The organism is Pseudomonas sp. UYIF39 (assembly GCF_029963765.1).
Lineage (GTDB): Bacteria > Pseudomonadota > Gammaproteobacteria > Pseudomonadales > Pseudomonadaceae > Aquipseudomonas.
On the sequence record NZ_JALBYU010000003.1, the window covers coordinates 151,173 to 172,964 of the forward strand.

The following is a 21,792-nucleotide window of genomic DNA, read 5'->3' on the forward strand; positions in this document are numbered from 1 at the left end:
AATTACACTACTTGCTCCGACTCTCCAGCTTTGTAGGTGCATGCGATAAATAGCAGTGGAGCATAAGCTACGACCATACCAAAAAATCCGGAAACCCACCCACTTGCTACAGCGATCGATAACGGCATGAGCCATACAAAATTAATAGTGATCGATGCCAGCACTACTGTTTTATGGCTACGGTGCTTGCGAGAGGCATATTGGTAACCATGACTGCGGTGGGCTTCATATACTTTTTCGCCTCGCAAAAGCCTGCGCATCAGGGTCCACGTCGCATCAACAATGAAAACGCCAAGCATGATCAACCAGCTCCAGAGCAACTCGGGCGACTTGGAGGCTGCCTCAATGGACATCCCTGCCAATACAATCCCCAAAAAACCACTGCCTGCGTCTCCCATGAAAATTTTCGCCGGCGGATAGTTCCAACAGAGAAAACCCGCGACCGCTGCCACCAGAGCAAGAGGCCCCCACGCCAGTTCGAGGTTTGCGCCAAACCAATAGACCAGCAACATTCCGAGGCAGACACTGATCGCTTCAGCACTGGCCAAGCCGTCAATGCCATCCATGAAGTTGTAAAGATTCAGCATCCAGACCAAATACAGCACAAACAAAATATTCCCAATCCACCCTGGATCAAGGGTAGCGCCAAAGAGCGTGATGCGAGGAGAGCCTCCCAGCCAATATAACGCCCATATCGAGGCAGCAAAATGGCCTAATAGGCGCCACCTTGCAGCGATATGCCCGTGATCATCGGCAAAACCGATAAGCGCGACCAACAAGCCGCTCCCCAGCAAACCAAAGAGCGTCGCCAGGCTCATCAAATCAAGACCGCGAAGGATCAGAAGCGCCAACAGAAAGGAGACAACAATAGCTACACCTCCACCCCGAGGAGTAGGCACCGAGTGAGAGCTGCGCTCGTTTGGTATGTCCATCAAGCTCTTGGCCAAAGCATAACGACGTAAAACAAGCGTCAGCCCCCAGGAAACAACGAATACTGCAAGTAGCAGCCACAAAAAAGTCATTTCGTCTGCGCGTCCAGATAGTGACCTGCGGTTTGGCGCATGGCTTCATCCATGTTGATGGGTGGTGTCCACCCCAATAATTCACGATTTTTGCTGATGTCGACCTGCAATGACCCGCAGATCCGTTGAGCAACGGATTGCTTTCTCAATGCCGAAGCCGCCACTACCAGCAACCACTCTGGCAATGGCAAGAGCCAGGCCTTCGTCCCGAGCGCATTGCCCAGGCGACGTAGCATTTGGGTTGTGGACAAGTCCTGGCCATCACTGACCAGAAAGGTTTGGTTCGCTGCGGCAGGATGATCAATACAGGTGACTATAAGGTCCACCAGGTTTCCGATCGCCACAAGGCTACGCTGATTCCGGACCGCTCCCAACGGTAACGGAATACCTTTATTGAGCCAGCGCAGCATACTCAGAAAATTGGCTTTAACCCCCGCCCCATAGATCAATGGCGGGCGAATAATCACCACTTCCATTCCGGTTTCACGAGCAAGTTGTCTCAGCGCTTGTTCAGCCTCGTGCTTGGACACGCCATAAGGATCCACCGGGGCCGGAGTATCGTCAGCCTTGAACGGCTTGCCTGGCAGGGTGCTTTCGCCATTGACCTTGATCGAACTGATGAAGATGAAGCGTTTGACTCCCGATTCAGCGGCGCGCTTTGCCAACCGAAGAGTGCCCTCCACATTGACCTTGCGAAATTCGGCCAAGGCATCAGAAACGACTTCGTTCATCACATGAACTCTGGCCGCCGCGTGGACGACCGCACTTACATCCTTCAACTCAGACAAGGCTTCAGGATCATTCAGATCAAAGGGTACAACCGGGCATAAACCCTGTAACCGGGTGGGACTGCGAGCGGCTGCGATCGGAGCGAACTGTTTGTCCACCAACATCCTGAAAACCAGCGCCTCACCCACGAAACCGCCTGCCCCCGTGACCAATACCTTTGGGGCTGTCATTGAGCTTTGTTTCCTATCAACGCGGTGACCCAACAAATAAAAAAGAAGAAAATCTTGTCCCGTACCCGGCGCCTGCATTGCCAGGCACTGAAGGACAGCTTCATCAGTTCCGTACGCCGTAATTGCAGCAAGACGCCTTCAAAGGGCTTCGCCCCCTGCCCCACCAGATCTGCAATCAGGCGAACCTGACCGAACCACCAACCGTCATGAATGGTTTTGTAACGAGCGATCAACGGACTCAGGCCTGTGTTGGCACCGACCTGATTACGCTCGTGCTGCCGGTAATCCATGCTGGGTAACGGGTCGATATACCAACGGTAACCATGACTGCGCGCAAAGGCGTAGCAATACCAGTCATGCAAAGTTACACCTTGCAGTTGCTGCCAGTTGGCGAGCATCGAGCCTTTCAAGGCTTCTACCAGGCTTTTTCTAAAGACATAGGTGCAGCCAGGCCCGGCTGCCTCGAACAAAAAATCCCAGGCGACCTGAGGCTGCGCCTTGTCCAGCAGCAGGGTTCTGCCACTTGGCCAGAACGCCGTCACGTTACTGGAGTAGGCATCTACTCGTCGTGCCTGCAGCGCCTGGGTTGCTCTGTGCAGCTTGTCGGGATACCAGATGTCGTCCTGGTCGGCAAAGGCGACGTAGTCGTAGCCATTGAAGTCAACGTCCCGGATCAACCGAAAGAAGTTGCGCGATGCTCCGCCGAAGCGATTGGCATCCGGAAGCACTACAACTGCTGGATGCTCAGCCGCATAAGCTTTACACCACGCCTCGGTGCCGTCAGTAGAGGGGTCGATGCTAATGTGCAGGGTTACGTCGACCGATAACTGGCCGAGAATCGAGACCAGTTGCTCCTCAATCCACTGCATTCCGTTGTACGCAGCCAGCAAAACTGCAACCTTGGGATGTTTTACTGGCATGCTATTCCTGCTTGCACGGATTAAACGCTAGGTTTGAAAGTAAACCCTCTCGACTCAGAGGGAATCCAAATCCAGCAGTTTTTGCAGGTACTGACCATAGCCAGTCTTTTTCAGCTTATCGGCCTGAGCGCTCAACTGTTCAGCGGTAATCCAAGCGTTGTTGTAGGCGATCTCCTCCAGGCAGGCCACTTTCAAGCCTTGACGCTGCTCTATCGTGTGCACGAAGTGACTGGCCTCGAGCAACGAGTCGTGAGTCCCCGTGTCCAGCCAGGCAAAACCGCGTCCGAGCATTTCTACATTGAGGGTGTTCTGCTCGAGGTAGGCGCGGTTAACGTCAGTGATTTCCAGCTCGCCACGCTCGGACGGCTTGATGCTCTTGGCGATCTCGACAACATCGTTGTCGTAGAAGTACAGACCAGTCACCGCATAGTTGGATTTTGGCTTCAGCGGTTTCTCTTCAATACTTAGCGCGCGACCGGTTTTGTCGAACTCAACAACACCGAAGCGCTCCGGATCGGAGACGTGGTAGCCGAATACAGTAGCGCCATGCTGTTGAGAGCTGGCGGAACGCAAGTTATCGGAGAAGTGCTGACCGTAGAAGATGTTGTCGCCCAGGATCAGGCAGCAAGGATCTTTGCCGATGAACTCTTCGCCAATGATGAAGGCTTGTGCCAGACCGTCCGGACTAGGTTGCTCGGCGTAGGTCAGCTTGATGCCGTACAGGCTACCGTCACCCAGCAGCTTGCGGAAACACGGCAAGTCTTCAGGCGTGGAGATAATCAGGACTTCACGCATGCCCGCCAGCATCAGCACCGACAGCGGATAGAAGATCATCGGCTTGTCGTAGATCGGCAGCATCTGCTTGGACACGCCGAGGGTCAACGGATGCAGGCGCGTACCCGAGCCGCCAGCGAGGATGATGCCTTTACGATTTGTCGTGCTCATTTATTCAGAACTTCCCTAAGCATTCGGGTTACACCACTTTGCCAATCCGGCAAGTGCAGAGAAAAATTGTCACGCAGCTTCTGAGTATTCAAACGCGAATTCAGAGGGCGGCGCGCAGGTGTCGGATAAGCCGTCGTTTCAATCGGATTGATCGTCGTTACGGCGAGCTGCTCGCCGTTGTCTTGGGCGAAAGCGATCACATGGCTAGCATAGCCGTGCCAGGACACTTCGCCACTGGCCGCCAAGTGATACAAGCCCGACAGCTCAGGACGTTGCAGAACTTGCTGAATGGTCAACGCGGTCACGTCGGCAATCAGGTCTGCCCCCGTTGGGGCTCCGATCTGGTCGGCGATAACGCTCAAAGTTTCGCGATCTTTGGCCAGACGCAGCATAGTCTTGGCGAAGTTGTTGCCGCGAGCGCCATAGACCCAGCTGGTGCGGAAGATCAGGTGCTTGCAGCCCGACGCGGTAATCGCCTGCTCGCCGGCCAGTTTACTGGCGCCGTAGTGATTCAACGGGGCGACTGCATCTGACTCTTGCCACGGCGCTGAACCCTGGCCGTTGAAAACGTAGTCGGTCGAGTAGTGAATCAGCCAGGCACCCAGAGTCGCAGCCTCTTCGGCTATGACTTGGCTTGCCTGACCGTTCACACGGTCGGCCAACTCGGTTTCGGACTCGGCTTTATCGACAGCGGTGTAGGCCGCAGCGTTGACGATGACGTCGGGCTTGACCTGACGGATCGTTGCGCGCAAAGCGTCGAGATCGGACAGATCGCCGCACAAGCCATCGACCACATGGCGGTCCAGGGCAAATAACTCACCCAGCGGCGCGAGGGAGCGCTGTAGCTCCCAGCCCACTTGGCCGTTTTTTCCCAGCAGGAGGATTCTCATGCTTTGTTCGAACGGTCTGCGTAGTTCTGGTCGATCCACTGCTGGTAGCTGCCGCTCTTCACGTGGGCTACCCATTCAGTGTTGTTGAGATACCACTCGACCGTTTTGCGGATGCCGGTTTCGAACGTTTCTTCCGGTGTCCAACCCAGTTCACGCTGGATTTTGCTGGCGTCGATTGCGTAACGCTGGTCGTGACCCGGGCGATCCTGAACGTATGTGATCAGGCTGGCATGTGGACGGTGAGCAGAATCGGGACGCAGTTCGTCGAGCAGTGCGCACAGGGTATCCACTACTTCGATGTTTTGCTTTTCGTTATGGCCGCCGATGTTGTACGTCTCGCCGATCACGCCTTCGGTCACGACTTTGTACAGTGCCCGGGCGTGGTCTTCGACGTAGAGCCAGTCGCGGACCTGGTTGCCTTTGCCGTAGACCGGCAGCGGCTTGCCTTCCAGTGCATTGAGAATGATCAGCGGGATCAACTTCTCAGGGAAATGGCACGGGCCGTAGTTGTTGGAACAGTTGGTGACCACGGTCGGCAAACCGTAAGTTCGGCTCCAGGCCCGAACCAAATGATCGGAACTGGCCTTGCTGGCGGAATATGGCGAGCTTGGCTGATACGGCGTGGTTTCAGTGAAGAGGTCTTCCGGACCTTCGAGGTCTCCGTAAACTTCATCAGTCGAAATATGGTGAAAGCGGAAGTTGGCTTTACGCGCATCATCCAACGCCGTCCAATAGTGGCGCGCAGCTTCCAGCAGGGTGTAAGTGCCGATGATGTTGGTCTGGATGAATTCAGACGGACCTGAAATCGAGCGGTCAACATGGGACTCTGCGGCCAGGTGCATGATCGCATCCGGTTGGTGTTCACGCAGAACGCGGTCGACTTGATCACGATCGCAGATGTCGACGCGCTCGAACACGTAACGCGAGTTCTGGCTAACGTCGGCCAATGACTCAAGGTTACCGGCGTAAGTCAGCTTATCGACGTTAACGACAGCATCGGTAGTGTTGGAGATGATATGACGGATGACTGCCGAGCCGATAAACCCGGCACCGCCGGTTACTAGAATTTTCACGCGAAACCATACCCTTAAGTTACTGACAGGGCCGCCAACCGAGCACTGTCTAATCCATGAATGCAGAAGCCATCAAGTCAGCTGAGGCCTCTGACAGAGTCAGTCTGAACCGATGTGGGAATATGCCACTATCGGACAAGCGCAGCATTTTACAGCTTAATGACGGTTTTACTAATGGATATAGACAAGCTGTGGCTAAAGCTTAGTGCGCCTTACGCGTTATGTCGCAATCAGACAAGGCGTTTGCGTGAAGTTCTGGACGTACGTCCCAGAAACCAGCCAAGAATCGGCCCGATCACCATCCCGATCAGCAGCGCAACAACCATGATCAGCGATACCGGTAGTTGCGGCCCCGCCCACCCCAGGAACAGCAGGGAAACCGATTGTTGATTTTCCAGGACAAACGCCAGTACCGCCAGAATCAGCAACAGGATAACTACTCCAAGGAGTACACGCTTGAGGTTACGCATGCGCCGACCCTTTAGTTATGGAGGTCAAAACCTTCCTCCTCGTCCTCGTTCACACGATCGCGCAATTCTTTGCCTGGCTTGAAATGCGGCACGAACTTGCCGTCGAGGCTGACGGACTGACCGGTTTTTGGATTGCGACCTACGCGCGGCGCGCGGTAGTGCAAGGAGAAGCTGCCAAACCCACGGATCTCGATTCGATCACCGGTGGCCAGGCATTGGGACATTTGTTCGAGCATGGTCTTGATGGCCAGTTCCACATCCTTGGATGAGAGCAGCCCTTGATGGGTGACAATTCGTTCGATCAACTCCGACTTCGTCATATTTTTCCCTTCTTTTTCAAGCAGCTAGATCAGCGCTTCAAAGGTTTTAGCACGCCCGGATGAATTTGAACAGCCCGAGTTTTGACATACCTCACCAGCAATGCGATGACCAATTCCAGAGTAACGAATCACTGATCGTGCACTCACACACTCATCGACAGATGACCAGCATGGTGCGCGTCAGATAGCCCGCAGGATTAAAGCCAAAGGGGTACTCATCCTCGTCTTTGGCATCATCGGACCGGGCTACAACCTTGTAGCCCGCCGTCTTGCACTCCTTGCTCGCTCGCTTGCGACACTTCTCCCATCCCGACCCCAACCCCGAACAATCAATCTCGATGCCGCTGACCCCACGCACAACGTGAGTCTTGGCATTAGTGGTACAGCCCGCCAGTGTCAGTACTGCTATTACGACAATGAGCTTGTTCATTCGCTTCCTTAGGCCGGACACGCCGCCCGACGGTCGTTCGCTTCAAGCTAAAGACTAGCTTTAAATAAACGATTGATCCGATTAAAGAAAGAGACAACTTGCCGGGAGGTTTGGTTTCACCGCAAACAATCGCAGCGCCGCGAAACCATCAAAATCACCAAATCGTAGACACAAAAAAGGGCGACCGAAGTCGCCCTTTTTCTATGGTCTGACAGAACTTAGTTCTGTTTTTCCATTTGTGCACGCAACAGGTCGCCCAGAGTGGTAGGACCAGCAGCGATGTCAGCAGCAGGCTTGTCTTTCAAGCTCTGGATTGCTTCTTTCTCTTCAGCATCGTCTTTCGACTTGATGGAGAGCTGGATTACACGGCTCTTGCGGTCAACGCTGATGATCTTGGCTTCTACTTCCTGGCCTTCTTTCAGAACGTTGCGCGCGTCTTCAACGCGGTCACGGCTGATTTCGGAGGCTTTCAGAGTCGCTTCGATATCGTCGGCCAGAGTGATGATGGCGCCTTTAGCGTCAACTTCTTTCACGATGCCTTTAACGATGGCGCCTTTGTCGTTCTCTTGAACGTACTCGGAGAACGGATCGCTTTCCAGTTGCTTGATACCCAGGGAGATGCGCTCGCGCTCTGGGTCAACCGACAGGATAACGGTGTCCAGCTCGTCGCCCTTCTTGAAGCGGCGAACGGCTTCTTCGCCCACTTCGTTCCAGGAGATGTCGGACAGGTGAACCAGACCGTCGATGCCGCCGTCCAGACCAATGAAGATACCGAAATCGGTGATCGACTTGATGGTGCCGGAGATTTTATCGCCCTTGTTGAACTGGCCAGAGAAATCTTCCCATGGGTTAGATTTGCACTGCTTGATGCCGAGGGAGATACGACGACGCTCTTCGTCGATGTCCAGAACCATAACTTCCACTTCGTCGCCGACTTGTACGACTTTCGAAGGGTGGATGTTCTTGTTGGTCCAGTCCATTTCGGAAACGTGTACCAGGCCTTCAACGCCTTCTTCCAGCTCAGCGAAGCAGCCGTAGTCGGTCAGGTTGGTTACACGAGCGGTAACGCGAGTGCTTTCTGGGTAACGGGCTTTGATAGCAACCCATGGATCTTCGCCCAGTTGCTTGAGGCCCAGGGAAACACGATTGCGTTCGCGATCGTACTTCAGAACCTTGACATCGATCTCGTCGCCAACGTTGACGATTTCGGAAGGATGCTTGATACGCTTCCAAGCCATGTCGGTAATGTGCAGCAGGCCATCGACGCCACCCAGATCGACGAATGCGCCGTAATCGGTGAGGTTTTTGACGATACCTTTGACTTGTTGGCCTTCCTGCAGGGATTCCAGCAGAGCTTCACGCTCAGCGGAGTTCTCGGCTTCGAGGACGCTACGACGGGAAACGACAACGTTGTTGCGTTTCTGGTCAAGCTTGATGACCTTGAATTCCAGCTCTTTGCCTTCCAGGTGCGTGGTGTCGCGCACAGGACGGACGTCAACCAGAGAACCTGGCAGGAACGCACGGATGCCGTTAACGTCGACAGTGAAGCCGCCTTTAACCTTACCGTTGATAACGCCCTTGACCACTTCTTCGGCTGCGAAGGCTGCTTCCAGAACAATCCAGCATTCAGCGCGCTTGGCTTTTTCACGGGACAGCTTGGTTTCACCAAAGCCGTCTTCAACCGAGTCCAGAGCAACGTGAACTTCGTCACCGACGTTGATAGTCAGTTCGCCAGCATCGTTGTAGAACTGCTCAAGCGGGATGAGTGCTTCAGACTTCAGGCCAGCGTGAACGGTTACCCAGCGAGCTTGGTAATCGATATCAACGATAACACCGGTGATGATGGAGCCTGCCTGAAGGTTCAGGGTTTTTAGGCTTTCTTCAAAGAGTTCCGCAAAGCTTTCGCTCATTTTAATTCCTGATGATAAGGGCGAAGAATACGCCCATCTCCACATCCCAGACGACGTGGGTTACGTTCATTTAAAGAAACAGCGCAGGACTATGACTGGTCCCCTGCGAAGTCTCTTGGTCACCCGGCGATATCGCGGAGTGCGATCTCGCTCATGATGCGTTCCAGCACCTGATCGATGGATAATTCCGTGGAATCCAGCTGTATGGCGTCAGCCGCCGGCTTGAGCGGGGCTACCGCTCGCTGGGTGTCACGCTCATCGCGGACACGTATCTCATCTAGCAGACTCGACAGACTAACACCATCGACTTTGCCCTTCAACTGCAAGTATCGACGGCGCGCACGCTCCTCGGCACTGGCAGTCAGGAATATCTTCAGCGGCGCGTCCGGGAAAACCACCGTGCCCATGTCGCGGCCATCAGCCACCAGACCCGGAGCCTCCTGAAACGCCCGCTGGCGCTGCAGCAGCGCGTCGCGCACCGCCGGCAAAGCGGCCACTTGCGATGCCCAGGCGCCGACTTGTTCGTTGCGCAAATCATCAGTGACATCGTCACCTTCGAGAATGATCCGCTGCGGATGACCTTCGGTCGCACCGACGAATTGCACGTCCAGATGAGCGGCCAGCAGCTTCAGCGACTCTTCATTGGTCAGATCGACGCCATGGTTACGCGCGGCGAATGCCAGCAGACGGTACAGCGCACCGGAATCCAGCAGGCACCAGCCCAGGCGCTTGGCCAGAATCCCGGCAATAGTGCCTTTGCCCGAACCGCTAGGCCCGTCGATGGTGATGACCGGTGGCTTGATAATCACGACTGAGCCTCTTGTGCAACACGGATACCGACCTGCGCGCACAGCGCGAGGAAGTTCGGGAACGACGTCGCGACGTTGGCACAATCATGGATGCGGATCGGTGCAGTGGCGCGCAGCGAAGCCACGCTGAAGGCCATGGCAATCCGGTGATCGCCGTGACCGTGCACTTCGCCGCCGCCGATTTGGCCGCCGTCGATGATGATGCCGTCCGGGGTCGGTTCACATTTGACGCCCAGCGCCAGCAAGCCATCCGCCATGACCTGAATCCGGTCCGACTCTTTAACCCGCAACTCTTCGGCGCCACGCAGGATGGTGCGCCCCTCGGCACAGGCGGCGGCCACGAACAGCACCGGAAATTCGTCGATGGCCAGCGGAACCAGCGCTTCGGGAATCTCGATACCTTTAAGTTTAGCTGCACGTACGCGCAGGTCCGCTACCGGTTCGCCGCCGACTTCACGCTGGTTTTCCAGGGTGATATCGGCACCCATCAGACGCAGGATGTCGATCACGCCGGTACGGGTCGGGTTGATGCCGACGTGCTCAAGCACCAACTCCGAACCTTCGGCGATCGACGCAGCCACCAGGAAGAACGCGGAAGACGAGATGTCGCCCGGCACTTCAATGTGGGTCGCGGTCAGCTTGTGGCCGGACTCGACCGACGCGGTCGCACCGTTGACGGAGACCGGGTAGCCGAAACCACGCAGCATGCGCTCGGTATGGTCGCGGGTTGGAGCCGGCTCGGTGACGGTGGTCTTGCCTTCGGCGTACAAACCCGCCAGCAGCAGGCAGGATTTAACCTGGGCACTGGCCATCGGCATGGTGTAGGTCAGGCCTTTGAGCTTATTGCCGCCGCGAATGGTCATCGGCGGACGACCTTCAGCGGCAGTTTCGATCACGGCGCCCATTTCACGCAGCGGATTGGCTACGCGATTCATCGGACGCTTGGACAGCGAAGCATCGCCCGTCAGCGTGCTGTCGAAGTTCTGCGCAGCCAACAGGCCAGACAGTAGACGCATCGATGTGCCGGAGTTGCCCAGATAGATCGGGCCCGGCGCAGGCTTCAGGCCATGCAGGCCGACGCCATGAATGGTCACGCGACCGTGGTGCGGACCCTCGATCACGACGCCCATGTCGCGGAAGGCTTGCAAGGTTGCCAAGGCGTCTTCGCCCTCGAGGAAACCTTCCACTTCGGTAACGCCTTCAGCCAGGGAGCCGAGCATGATCGAACGGTGGGAAATCGATTTGTCGCCCGGTACTCGAATCCGCCCAGTCAGGCGGCCACCAGGTTGTGCCAGGAAAATCAGGTCGTTGGAATTCATAGCGTCCACATAAGCCCGGCGGGCCAGGATTTTACTGAAATGTTCGCGGGCAACCCGGGCGCGAGTGAACACGCCCAACAATTGATGCCCATCCCCTGCATCGACCGCGTCGCGCAAGGCGTCGAGGTCGCTGCGAAATGTATCGAGTGTGCGCAGGACAGCTTCGCGGTTGGCGAGGAAGATGTCGTGCCACATGACCGGGTCGCTACCCGCGATTCTTGTGAAATCACGGAAACCGCCCGCAGCGTAACGGAAGATCTCAAGATTTTCATTGCGCTTGGCCAACGAATCGACCAAACCGAACGCCAACAAATGCGGCAAATGGCTGGTCGCCGCCAACACTTCGTCGTGACGCTCGACCTGCATGCGCTCGACATCGGCGCCCAATTCGCGCCACAACCGGTCGACCACTGCCAAGGCTGCCGGATCAGTCTGATCCAGCGGTGTCAGAATCACTTTATGGCGACGGAACAGCTCTGAGTTAGAGGCTTCCACCCCGCTCTGCTCGGAACCGGCAATCGGATGCCCCGGCACGAAACGCGCCGGCATACCGCCAAACGCCTCGGTTGCCGCCCGCACCACATTGCCTTTGGCGCTGCCGACGTCGGTCAGAATCGCTTGCCCCAAATCCATGCCGGCCAATTGGCCGAGCATTTTTTCCATGGCAAGGATCGGCACGGCCAGCTGAATCACGTCGGCGCCCTGGCATGCAGCGGCCAGGTCTTCTTCGCAGCGATCCACCACACCCAACTCAACCGCCAGTTTGCGCGACTGAGGGTCAAGATCGACCCCGACCACTTCGCGGCACAGGCCGCTTTCACGCAAACCCTTGGCAAACGAACCGCCGATCAACCCCAGACCGACCACCACCAGGCGACCGATCATAGGTTCAGCAGATTGCAGTGCAGTGACATCAACCACGAGCCAGAACCTTGGTCAGCGCTTCGAGGAAGCGGCTGTTTTCAGCCGGCAAACCGATGGTGATGCGCAGGTGGTTCGGCATGCCGTAGTTGGCCACCGGACGCACGATCACGCCTTCGCGCAGCAAGCCTTGGAAGACCGGTGCCGCAACACGGCCCAGATCGACGCAGATGAAGTTGCCCTTGGACGGAATCCAGCTCAATCCCAGCTCACGGAAACCCGCTTCCAACTGCTGCATGCCGGATTCGTTCAGGCGACGGCTTTCAGCCAGGTACTCAGCGTCTTGCAGCGCAGCGCACGCAGCGGCCAGGGCCAGGCTGTTGACGTTGAACGGCTGACGCACACGGTTCAGCACATCCGCAACCACCGCCGCGGACAAGCCATAGCCGACCCGCAATGCGGCCAGGCCATAAGCCTTGGAGAACGTGCGCGAAACCAACAGGTTCGGGTAGGCCGCCAGGTAGTCGAGGCCATCCGGCAAGTCGCTGCCTTCGGCGTATTCGATGTAGGCCTCGTCCAACACCACCAGCACGTGTTCCGGTACGTCCTGCAGGAATTCGTCAAGCGCTTCGGCGCCGAACCAGGTCCCGGTCGGGTTGTTCGGGTTGGCGATGAAGACAACACGGGTATCGGCATCGATTGCGGCCAGCATGGCCGACAGATCATGGCCCCAGTCTTTGGCCGGGATCACTTTGGCCGTAGCGCCGACGGCTTGGGTGACGATCGGATAGACCGCAAACGCGTGCTCGCTGAACACGGCATTTAGTCCCGGCGCCAGGTAGGCACGGGCGACCAGTTCCAGAATGTCGTTGGAACCGTTGCCCAGCGTTACCTGATTGAGCTCGACGCGGCACTGTTCGGCCAGCAGGGTCTTGAGCGCAAAACCGTTGCCGTCCGGATAGCGGGTCAGCTCGGCCAACGCTTCGCGAATCGCCGCCAGAGCCTTGGGACTGGCGCCCAACGGGTTTTCGTTGCTGGCCAGTTTGACGATGCTGGCCGGATCGATGTTCAGCTCGCGCGCCAGTTCGTCCACGGGCTTGCCCGGAACGTAAGGCGAAAGTTGTTGCACGCCCGGCTGTGCCAGAGCGAGGAAGTCACCACTCATTTGCTACCGCCCTTAGAGAACTGCTTTCGGGTAGGAACCCAGCACTTTGAGTGCCACTGCTTCCTGGCTGATCTTTTCCAGCACACCTTTGACCAGTGGGTCGCGGTGGTGGCCGACGAAGTCGATGAAGAAAACGTAGGTCCATTTACCGCTGCGCGACGGACGCGTCTCGATTCGCGTCAGGTCGATGCCGTTGTCGTGGAACGGCACCAGCAACTCGTGAAGTGCGCCAGGCTTGTTGCTCATGGAGACGATGATCGAAGTCTTGTCATCGCCGGTCGGTGGCACTTCCTGGCTGCCGATCATCAGGAATCGCGTGGAGTTGTCCGGACGATCCTCGATTTTCTCGGCCAGACGGGTCAGCCCGTACAAACCTGCCGCCATGTCGCCAGCAATCGCCGCCGAGTTCCACTCACCCTTGACCCGCTTGGCCGCTTCGGCGTTGCTGGACACCGCCACGCGCTCGACATTCGGATAATGGGCGTCCAGCCACTTGCGGCACTGGGCCAGGGACTGGGCGTGGGAATAGATGCGGCTGATGCTGTCGGTCTTGGTGTTTTCACCGACCAACAGGTGGTGGTGAATCCGCAGCTCGACTTCGCCACAGATCACCATGTCGTGTTCAAGGAAGCTGTCGAGGGTGTGGTTGACCGCGCCCTCGGTGGAGTTTTCCACCGGGACCACGCCAAAATTCACCGCACCGGCCGCCACTTCACGGAACACTTCGTCGATCGCCGCCATCGGCTTGCTGATCACGGCGTGGCCGAAGTGCTTCATGGCTGCGGCTTGGGTGAAGGTGCCTTCAGGGCCGAGGTAAGCCACTTTCAGCGGCTGCTCGAGGGCCAGGCACGAGGACATGATTTCGCGGAACAGCCGCGCCATCTCTTCGTTGCCCAGCGGCCCCTGGTTACGCTCCATGACGCGCTTGAGCACCTGAGCTTCACGCTCAGGACGATAGAACACCGGCACTTCGCCTTCGGCCAGCGAGGCCATCTTTACTCGCGCAACTTCCTGGGCGCAGCGTGCGCGCTCACTGATCAGCTCCAGGACTTTCTCGTCCAGGGCATCAATGCGCAGGCGCAGTGCCTTGAGTTCTTGCTCAGACATTAGCCGTGTTCCTTCTCGAACTCTGCCATGTACGAAACCAGTGCGTTGACCGCAACGATGTCGACGGCGTTATAGATGGAGGCACGCATGCCACCCACGGAACGGTGACCCTTGAGGTTCAAAAGGCCACGCTCTTCGGCACCGACCAGGAATGGCTTGTCGAGACGGTCGTCTGCCAAACGGAACGGCACGTTCATCCACGAGCGATCCGACTTGTTGATCGGGTTGCTGTACAAGCCGCTGGCGTCGATGAAGTCGTACAGCGTGCGCTGTTTCACTTCGTTGAGCTTGCCGATGGCTTCAACACCACCCTGCTCTTTCAGCCACTCGAATACCAGACCCGAGAGGTACCAGGCCAGGGTTGGCGGGGTGTTGTACATCGAGCCGTTGTCGGCCGCGACCTTGTAGTTGAGCATGGTCGGGCACAGGGAACGGGCATGACCCAGCAAGTCTTCGCGAATGATGTTGACGACGACGCCGCTCGGGCCGATGTTCTTCTGCGCGCCGGCGTAGATCATGCCAAAGCGCGAAACATCGATCGGACGCGAGAGAATGTCGGAAGACATGTCGGCGACCAGCGGAACATCGCCGGTTTCCGGAACCCAGTTGAATTCCAGGCCGCCGATGGTTTCGTTCGGCGCGTAGTGAACGTAGGCCGCGTCTTTCGACAGGTTCCATTCGTTCTGGCCGGGAATAGCGAAATAGTCGTAAGGCTTGGCGGTAGCGGCGACGTTGACGTGACCGTAGCGCGAAGCTTCTTCGATGGCTTTCTGCGACCAGATACCGGTGTCGATATAGTCGGCCGTGCCGCTTTCCGGCAACAGGTTCAGAGGAATCTGAGCAAATTGCTGGCTGGCGCCACCTTGCAGAAACAGCACTTTATAGTTCGAGGGGATATTCAGCAGATCACGCAGATCCTGCTCGGCCTTGGTGGCGATGGACACGAACTCATCACTGCGATGGCTCATTTCCATGACCGACAGGCCCTTGCCGTGCCAATCAAGGAGTTCACCCTGGGCGCGCTGCAGGACAGCTTCGGGAAGTGCCGCAGGACCGGCACAGAAGTTATAGGCTCTCTTGCTCACATCCAATCTCGCTCTGATTTGGTGGTATCACGCAATAAATCTGAAAATTTGAAACCCTGCATTCAAACAGGAGAAACAAGAAGGGGGCGAATCTTCATCCGCCCCCTGCTTGTCCGCTTATTCCTGCGGCTCTTCGTCGGCTGCGGCGTCGAGTTGCTGGTCTTCGGTAACGTCGTCGATCACGACCTCACCGTCGAACACGGCACCCGCCTCGCCTTCTTCACCTTCCAGCTCTTCACCTTCGACTTCCGACGGTTCCTGAACCCGCTCCAGACCTACCAGCGTTTCATCGCTGGCCAGTTTGATGAGGGTCACGCCCTGAGTGTTACGACCCAGACTGGAGACTTCGTCGACACGGGTACGAACCAAAGTGCCCTGGTCGGAAATCAGCATGATTTCCTCGCCGTCGAGCACCTGGACTGCACCGACCAGACGGCCGTTACGGTCGTTGCTGACCATGGCGATAACGCCCTGACCACCACGTTTGTACTCAGGGAACTCGGTGATCGCCGTGCGCTTGCCGAAACCACGGGCCGAAGCGGTGAGGATCTGGCTGCCTTCTTCCGGGATCAGCATGGAAATCAGCTTCTGGCCTTCCGGCAGACGCATGCCGCGAACACCGCGAGCGGTACGGCCCATGGCGCGAACGTCGGTTTCCTTGAAGCGAGTGACCTTGCCGCCGTCGGAGAACAGCATGACCTCGCGACTGCCATCTGTAATGGAAGCAGAAATCAGTACGTCACCTTCGTCCAGCTCCAGCGCGATCAGGCCGACGCTGCGTTGACGGCTGAAGGATTCCAGCGGGGTCTTCTTCACGGTGCCTTTGGCAGTGGCCATGAAGATGAAGTGACCTTCGGTGTATTCGTCGACCGGCAGCATGGTGGTGATGTATTCATCACCGTCCAGCGGCAGCAGGTTGACCAGCGGACGACCACGGGCAGCGCGGGACGCTTCCGGGATTTCGTAGGTTTTCAGCCAGTACACTTTGCCTTTGCTGGAGAACAGCAACAGCGTGGTGTGGCTGTTGGCGACCAGCAGGTGAGCGATGTAGTCCTCATCCTTGACGCCGGTAGCCGATTTGCCTTTACCGCCACGACGCTGAGCCTGGTACGCAGCCAATGGCTGGGTCTTGGCGTAGCCACCGTGGGAAATGGTCACGACGCGCTCTTCTTCCGGGATCATGTCACCCAGGGTCAGGTCGAGACGGGCATCAAGAATCTCGGTGCGGCGCACGTCGCCGTATTCGGCGCGGATCACTTCCAGCTCTTCGCGAATCACTTCCATCAGGCGCGTGGCGCTGCTGAGGATGCGGATCAACTCGCCGATCTGGTTGAGGATCTCTTGATACTCGGCCAGCAGCTTTTCGTGCTCCAGACCGGTCAGGCGGTGCAAACGCAGTTCCAGAATGGCTTGCGCCTGTTCTGGCGACAGGAAGTACTTGCCTTCGCGCAGACCGTATTGCGGGTCCAGGGTCTCTGGACGGCACGAATCGGCACCGGCACGCTCAACCATCGCAACCACGGCGGAAGATTCCCACGCGGTCTTGATCAGCGCTTCCTTGGCTTCCGACGGCGTTGGCGAGGCTTTGATCAGGGCGATGACCGGGTCGATGTTCGACAGGGCAACCGCTTGACCTTCCAGAATGTGACCCCGTTCGCGGGCTTTACGCAGTTCGAACACGGTACGGCGGGTAACGACTTCGCGACGGTGACGAACGAAGGCTTCGAGCAGGTCCTTGAGGTTCAGGATCCGCGGACGGCCGTCGATCAGCGCGACGATGTTGATACCGAATACCGCTTGCAGCTGGGTCTGGGCGTAGAGGTTGTTGAGGATCACCTCAGGCACTTCGCCGCGACGCAGCTCGATCACAACGCGCATACCGTCCTTGTCGGACTCGTCGCGCAGCTCGGTTATGCCTTCGAGCTTCTTCTCTTTTACCAGCTCGGCGATCTTCTCGATCAGACGGGCCTTGTTCAGCTGGTAAGGGAGTTCGGTGATGACGATCTGCTGACGGCCACCGACCTTGTCGATGTCTTCGATCATCGAGCGGGCGCGCATGTAAATGCGGCCACGACCGGTGCGGTAGGCTTCGATGATGCCGGCACGACCGTTGATGATCGCGGCGGTCGGGAAGTCCGGACCGGGGATGTATTGCATCAGCTCATCGATGGTCAACTCTGGGTTGTCGATGAGTGCCAGGCAACCGTCGATGACTTCACCGAGGTTGTGCGGCGGGATGTTGGTCGCCATGCCCACGGCGATACCGCTGGAGCCGTTGACCAACAGGTTGGGAATACGGGTCGGCATGACCGCCGGGATCATTTCGGTGCCGTCGTAGTTCGGCACCCAGTCCACGGTTTCCTTGTGCAGGTCAGCCAGCAGCTCGTGCGCCAGCTTGGTCATGCGCACTTCGGTGTATCGCATGGCGGCGGCGTTGTCGCCGTCCACGGACCCGAAGTTGCCCTGACCGTCTACCAGCAGGTAACGCAGCGAGAATGGCTGTGCCATCCGAACGATGGTGTCGTACACCGCGGTATCACCGTGAGGGTGATACTTACCGATCACGTCACCGACAACACGGGCAGATTTCTTGTACGGCTTGTTGAAGTCGTTGCCCAGCTCGCTCATCGCGAACAGCACACGCCGGTGCACGGGCTTCAAGCCATCGCGCGCATCCGGCAGTGCCCGCCCGACAATTACGCTCATCGCGTAGTCGAGGTAGGACTGCTTCAGCTCGTCTTCGATATTGACCGGGAGGATTTCTTTGGCCAGTTCGCCCATGAGAAGCCTGATTCCTTTTTCTGGTGAAACCTCGTCACATCCATATGGGACGAACGAAGCTCGCCGCTGCAGGCTGAGTGCCATGCACCGACTTACGACAAATCAATAAGTTGAACCATGGATTTGCGCAGTAAAGACAACCCCGTGGGAGTGCCTCGGAAAACGCCGGATGTTATCACAAGAGCCGCCACGCACCTATCCCCCAGACGCGCATGGAGCATAGTTAGTTGACCGGTGACAGGCTTGAAGGGGACGAGAGAGGCTTAGAGAAAGTTTTCAGGGGCCAATAGTGCATATTTGTTGACTGTGACGGCCCCATCGTCGGAACGCCGCCCGGACCAAGCTCGCTCCCACATTTGATTGAGGTGTGACTGCGATCGGCAGCACAACATAGATCCACTGTGGGAGCGAGCTTGCTCGCGATGGCGATTGAGCAATCGCTCGAGATATTTAGTGCAGCCGCTTACGACACATCAACTGCGCCATTTTCGCGGTGTCCGGGCGCTCGACGACGCCTTTTTCGGTAACGATCGCATCGATCAGGTCAGCCGGGGTCACGTCGAACACCGGGTTGAACGCATCGACATCCGCCCCGACCCGCCTGCCGCCAACTTCCAGCAACTCGCGACCATCGCGCTCTTCAATCGGGATGTCATCACCGCTGGCCAGATTCATGTCGATGGTCGAACTCGGCGCCACCACCATGAAACGCACGCCGTGGTGCATGGCGCTCACCGCCAGCTGATAGGTGCCGATCTTGTTGGCCACGTCGCCATTGGCGGTGATCCGGTCAGCGCCGACGATTACCCAGGTAATGCCCTTGGTCTTCATGATGTGGGCGGCGGCGGAGTCGGCATTGAGGGTCACGGGAATGCCTTCGTTGGCCAGTTCCCATGCGGTCAGCCGCGAACCTTGCAGCCAAGGACGGGTTTCGTCGGCATAGACGCGCTCGACCATGCCTTCAATGAAAGCGCCACGAATGACACCCAGCGCCGTGCCAAAGCCGCCGGTGGCCAGTGCGCCGGTGTTGCAGTGGGTCAGAATCGCCTGAGCGTTGCCCTGGTGCTTGCGGATCAGGTCCACACCCAGTTGCGCCATGGTCAGGTTGGCTTCGCGATCACTCTCGTGAATGGCGATAGCTTCCGCCTCCAGCACCGCCAGCGGGTCGGCGTGATGCTTCAGACGCTCAAGCCGGTCGCGCATGCGGCCCAGCGCCCAGAACAGGTTGACTGCGGTCGGACGAGAATCGGCGAGCAGCGCGAAATCCTCTTCCAGCGCCGCCTGCCAGTCACCGCCTTCGGCAAACCGCGCGCGGGCCGCCAACACAACACCATAGGCGGCGCTGATGCCAATCGCTGGCGCGCCGCGCACCACCATCGAACGAATGGCCTCGGCCACGCCAGCAGCGCTGGTGTAGGCGATCCAGGTTTCCTCGAACGGCAAAATACGCTGATCCAGCAGGTACAGGGCGCCATCACGCCAATCGATGGCCTTCACCTTCTCCGCAGCCAACAGTCGATCGCGCATCCTTCACCCCGTACTCATGAACAAAAGCCGTCGATTATAGCGATCCCCCTGCGAAGACGCTCGGGTATACTTCGCCATCCTTTACAAAAGCTCTGGAACCGACCTTCGATGCCGAACACTGCCGTTGCGCTCGACCTGCTGTTGCTGCCGACCTGGCTGGTACCCGTCGAACCCGCTGGCGTTGTCCTCAAAGAGCATGCCTTGGGCATCCGCGACGGACGCATCGTATTCATTGGCCCACGTTCGGCTGCGCTGAAGCTTGACGCAACCGAAGTCCGCGAACTGCCGGACATGTTGCTCTGCCCTGGCTTGATCAATGCCCACGGGCATGCGGCGATGACACTGTTCCGCGGCCTGGCCGATGATCTGCCGCTGATGACCTGGCTGGAAAACCACATCTGGCCGGCCGAAGCCAAGTGGGTCGATGAAGCTTTCGTACGTGACGGCACTGACTTGGCGATCGCCGAACAGATCAAAGGTGGCATCACTTGCTTCTCTGACATGTATTTCTTCCCGAAGGTTGCCAGCGAGCGCGTCCATAACAGCGGCATTCGCGCACAAATCGCGATTCCGATCCTCGATTTCCCGATTCCAGGCGCCAGCACGGCGGACGAAGCCATTCGTCAGGGCGTCGAACTGTTCAACGATCTCAAGCACCACGAGCGTATCAAAGTCACCTTCGGCCCCCATGCACCCTACACCGTGGGCGACGAGAATCTGGAGAAAATCCGGGTGATCACCGAAGAGCTGGACGCCTCAATCCATATGCACGTGCATGAAACGGCTTATGAAGTGCAGCAATCCGTCGAGCAGCACGGTGAGCGCCCATTGGCCCGCCTCGGGCGCCTGGGCTTGCTGGGGCCGCGCTTCCAGGCCGTTCATATGACCCAGATCAGCGATGAAGACCTGGTGCTGCTGGTAGAAAGCAACACCAACGTGATTCATTGCCCCGAGTCGAACCTGAAGCTGGCCAGCGGTTTCTGCCCGGTGGAGCGCTTGTGGCAGGCTGGCGTCAATGTGGCGGTCGGCACCGATGGCGCTGCCAGCAACAATGACCTGGACTTGCTCGGCGAAACCCGCACCGCCGCGTTACTGGCCAAAGCCGTCGCCGGCTCGGCCTCCGCGCTGGATGCCCATCGCGCCCTGCGCATGGCCACACTCAACGGTGCACGTGCGCTGGGGATCGAGGCGCAGGTCGGATCACTGGAAGTCGGCAAAGCGGCAGACCTCGTCGTGTTCGACCTCTCCGGCCTGGCGCAGCAACCGGTCTACGACCCGGTTTCGCAGCTTATATATGCCACCGGCCGTGACTGCGTGAAACACCTTTGGGTCGCCGGCAAGCAACTGCTCGACGACCGTCGCTTGACCCGCATGGATGAAGAACAGCTCTGCGCCACCGCCAAGGCCTGGGGCCAACGCATCAGCGGCCATACCGAATCGTAAGCACCCCGGACTCACCACCGGGGCAACAGGATTTTTCAAGTTTTAGAGGACTTAACCATGAGCAACGTCGACTACGCCGAAATCGCCAAATTCGAAGCCCTGGCCCATCGCTGGTGGGACCGCGAAAGCGAGTTCAAGCCGCTGCACGACATCAACCCGCTGCGGGTCAACTGGATTGACGAGCGGGTCAATCTGGCCGGCAAGAAAGTCCTCGACGTCGGTTGCGGCGGCGGCATTCTCAGCGAAGCCATGGCCCAGCGCGGCGCTACCGTCATGGGCATCGACATGGGCGAAGCGCCGCTGGCGGTCGCGCAACTGCATCAACTGGAATCCGGCGTGAGCGTCGAATACCGGCAGATCACCGCCGAAGCGCTGGCTGAAGAAATGCCCGAGCAGTTCGACGTGGTCACCTGCCTGGAAATGCTCGAGCACGTACCGGACCCGTCTTCGGTAATCCGCGCCTGCTTCCGTATGGTGAAACCCGGTGGCCAGGTGTTCTTTTCCACCATCAACCGCAACCCGAAGGCGTACCTGTTCGCCATCGTCGGCGCGGAATACATCATGAAGCTGCTGCCGCGCGGCACCCACGACTTCAAGAAATTCATCCGCCCTTCGGAGCTGGGTGCCTGGAGCCGCATGGCCGGCCTGACCGTCAAGGACATCATCGGCCTGACGTACAACCCGCTGACCAAGCACTACAAACTGGCCTCCGACGTGGACGTCAACTACATGATCCAGACCCTGCGCGAGGAGTAA

19 protein-coding genes are annotated in these 21,792 nt (G+C 58.0%); 2 read left to right on the top strand and 17 right to left on the bottom strand.

Translation table 11 applies throughout. The features are described from left to right. Positions 1-2: 2 nt before the first annotated feature. The 17 genes from MO767_RS05535 to mtnA all read right to left on the bottom strand — a co-directional run bounded on the left by MO767_RS05535 (position 3) and on the right by mtnA (position 19,593). On the bottom strand, positions 3-1,022 hold the full coding sequence (locus MO767_RS05535; protein WP_282479714.1) for a glycosyltransferase family 4 protein: 1,020 nt from the start codon (positions 1,020-1,022) through the stop codon (positions 3-5). After that, positions 1,019-1,981: an SDR family oxidoreductase gene (locus tag MO767_RS05540; RefSeq protein WP_282479715.1), complete on the bottom strand. Its 963-nt coding sequence runs from the start codon at positions 1,979-1,981 to the stop codon at positions 1,019-1,021. Before MO767_RS05540 ends, MO767_RS05535 begins: the two co-directional genes overlap by 4 nt. Beyond that, positions 1,978-2,901 carry a glycosyltransferase gene (locus MO767_RS05545; protein WP_282479716.1) on the bottom strand — a complete coding sequence of 308 codons (924 nt, stop codon included), beginning with the start codon at positions 2,899-2,901 and terminating at the stop codon, positions 1,978-1,980. The genes MO767_RS05540 and MO767_RS05545 overlap by 4 nt, the downstream gene beginning before the upstream one ends. Positions 2,902-2,955: 54 nt before the next feature. Beyond that, the gene (gene rfbA / locus MO767_RS05550; protein WP_282479717.1) at positions 2,956-3,846 is read right to left on the bottom strand and encodes a glucose-1-phosphate thymidylyltransferase RfbA; all 891 of its coding nucleotides are present in this window, start codon (positions 3,844-3,846) and stop codon (positions 2,956-2,958) included. Then, on the bottom strand, positions 3,843-4,736 hold the full coding sequence (gene rfbD, locus MO767_RS05555; RefSeq protein ID WP_282479718.1) for a dTDP-4-dehydrorhamnose reductase: 894 nt from the start codon (positions 4,734-4,736) through the stop codon (positions 3,843-3,845). Before rfbD ends, rfbA begins: the two co-directional genes overlap by 4 nt. After that, on the bottom strand, positions 4,733-5,809 hold the full coding sequence (gene rfbB / locus MO767_RS05560; protein ID WP_282479719.1) for a dTDP-glucose 4,6-dehydratase: 1,077 nt from the start codon (positions 5,807-5,809) through the stop codon (positions 4,733-4,735). Before rfbB ends, rfbD begins: the two co-directional genes overlap by 4 nt. A 230-nt stretch (positions 5,810-6,039) precedes the next feature. Next, positions 6,040-6,279 carry a LapA family protein gene (locus MO767_RS05565; RefSeq protein ID WP_282479720.1) on the bottom strand — a complete coding sequence of 80 codons (240 nt, stop codon included), beginning with the start codon at positions 6,277-6,279 and terminating at the stop codon, positions 6,040-6,042. An 11-nt stretch (positions 6,280-6,290) separates the two neighbouring features. Further along, entirely contained in the window at positions 6,291-6,599 is a 309-nt protein-coding gene (gene ihfB, locus MO767_RS05570; RefSeq protein WP_282382610.1) for an integration host factor subunit beta, read from the bottom strand. A gap of 151 nt (positions 6,600-6,750) precedes the next feature. Beyond that, positions 6,751-7,029: a hypothetical protein gene (locus MO767_RS05575; RefSeq protein ID WP_282479721.1), complete on the bottom strand. Its 279-nt coding sequence runs from the start codon at positions 7,027-7,029 to the stop codon at positions 6,751-6,753. Positions 7,030-7,247: 218 nt separating this feature from the next. Then, a complete protein-coding gene (rpsA, locus tag MO767_RS05580; protein ID WP_033055812.1) occupies positions 7,248-8,939 on the bottom strand; it encodes a 30S ribosomal protein S1 in 1,692 nt (563 codons plus the stop codon). 119 nt (positions 8,940-9,058) lie between these two features. After that, positions 9,059-9,748: a (d)CMP kinase gene (gene cmk / locus MO767_RS05585; RefSeq protein ID WP_129442406.1), complete on the bottom strand. Its 690-nt coding sequence runs from the start codon at positions 9,746-9,748 to the stop codon at positions 9,059-9,061. Beyond that, positions 9,745-11,952 carry a bifunctional prephenate dehydrogenase/3-phosphoshikimate 1-carboxyvinyltransferase gene (locus MO767_RS05590; RefSeq protein WP_282479867.1) on the bottom strand — a complete coding sequence of 736 codons (2,208 nt, stop codon included), beginning with the start codon at positions 11,950-11,952 and terminating at the stop codon, positions 9,745-9,747. Before MO767_RS05590 ends, cmk begins: the two co-directional genes overlap by 4 nt. Positions 11,953-11,980: 28 nt before the next feature. Next, complete coding sequence (gene hisC / locus MO767_RS05595) at positions 11,981-13,093, bottom strand: histidinol-phosphate transaminase (RefSeq protein WP_282479722.1); 1,113 nt, start codon at positions 13,091-13,093, stop codon at positions 11,981-11,983. A 12-nt stretch (positions 13,094-13,105) separates the two neighbouring features. After that, positions 13,106-14,200 carry a prephenate dehydratase gene (pheA, locus tag MO767_RS05600; protein ID WP_007899727.1) on the bottom strand — a complete coding sequence of 365 codons (1,095 nt, stop codon included), beginning with the start codon at positions 14,198-14,200 and terminating at the stop codon, positions 13,106-13,108. Beyond that, a complete protein-coding gene (serC, locus tag MO767_RS05605; protein WP_282479723.1) occupies positions 14,200-15,285 on the bottom strand; it encodes a 3-phosphoserine/phosphohydroxythreonine transaminase in 1,086 nt (361 codons plus the stop codon). Before serC ends, pheA begins: the two co-directional genes overlap by 1 nt. A 117-nt stretch (positions 15,286-15,402) precedes the next feature. Continuing rightward, positions 15,403-18,066, bottom strand: a complete 2,664-nt coding sequence (gene gyrA, locus MO767_RS05610; RefSeq protein WP_282479724.1) for a DNA gyrase subunit A — start codon at positions 18,064-18,066, stop codon at positions 15,403-15,405. A 450-nt stretch (positions 18,067-18,516) separates the two neighbouring features. Next, complete coding sequence (mtnA, locus tag MO767_RS05615; protein ID WP_282479725.1) at positions 18,517-19,593, bottom strand: S-methyl-5-thioribose-1-phosphate isomerase; 1,077 nt, start codon at positions 19,591-19,593, stop codon at positions 18,517-18,519. A gap of 108 nt (positions 19,594-19,701) precedes the next feature. Here mtnA and MO767_RS05620 point away from each other — a divergent pair, with 108 nt between their 5' ends. Both MO767_RS05620 and ubiG read left to right on the top strand, forming a co-directional pair. Then, a complete protein-coding gene (locus MO767_RS05620) occupies positions 19,702-21,036 on the top strand; it encodes a TRZ/ATZ family hydrolase (RefSeq protein WP_282479726.1) in 1,335 nt (444 codons plus the stop codon). A gap of 57 nt (positions 21,037-21,093) precedes the next feature. Beyond that, a complete protein-coding gene (gene ubiG, locus MO767_RS05625) occupies positions 21,094-21,792 on the top strand; it encodes a bifunctional 2-polyprenyl-6-hydroxyphenol methylase/3-demethylubiquinol 3-O-methyltransferase UbiG (RefSeq protein ID WP_033055822.1) in 699 nt (232 codons plus the stop codon).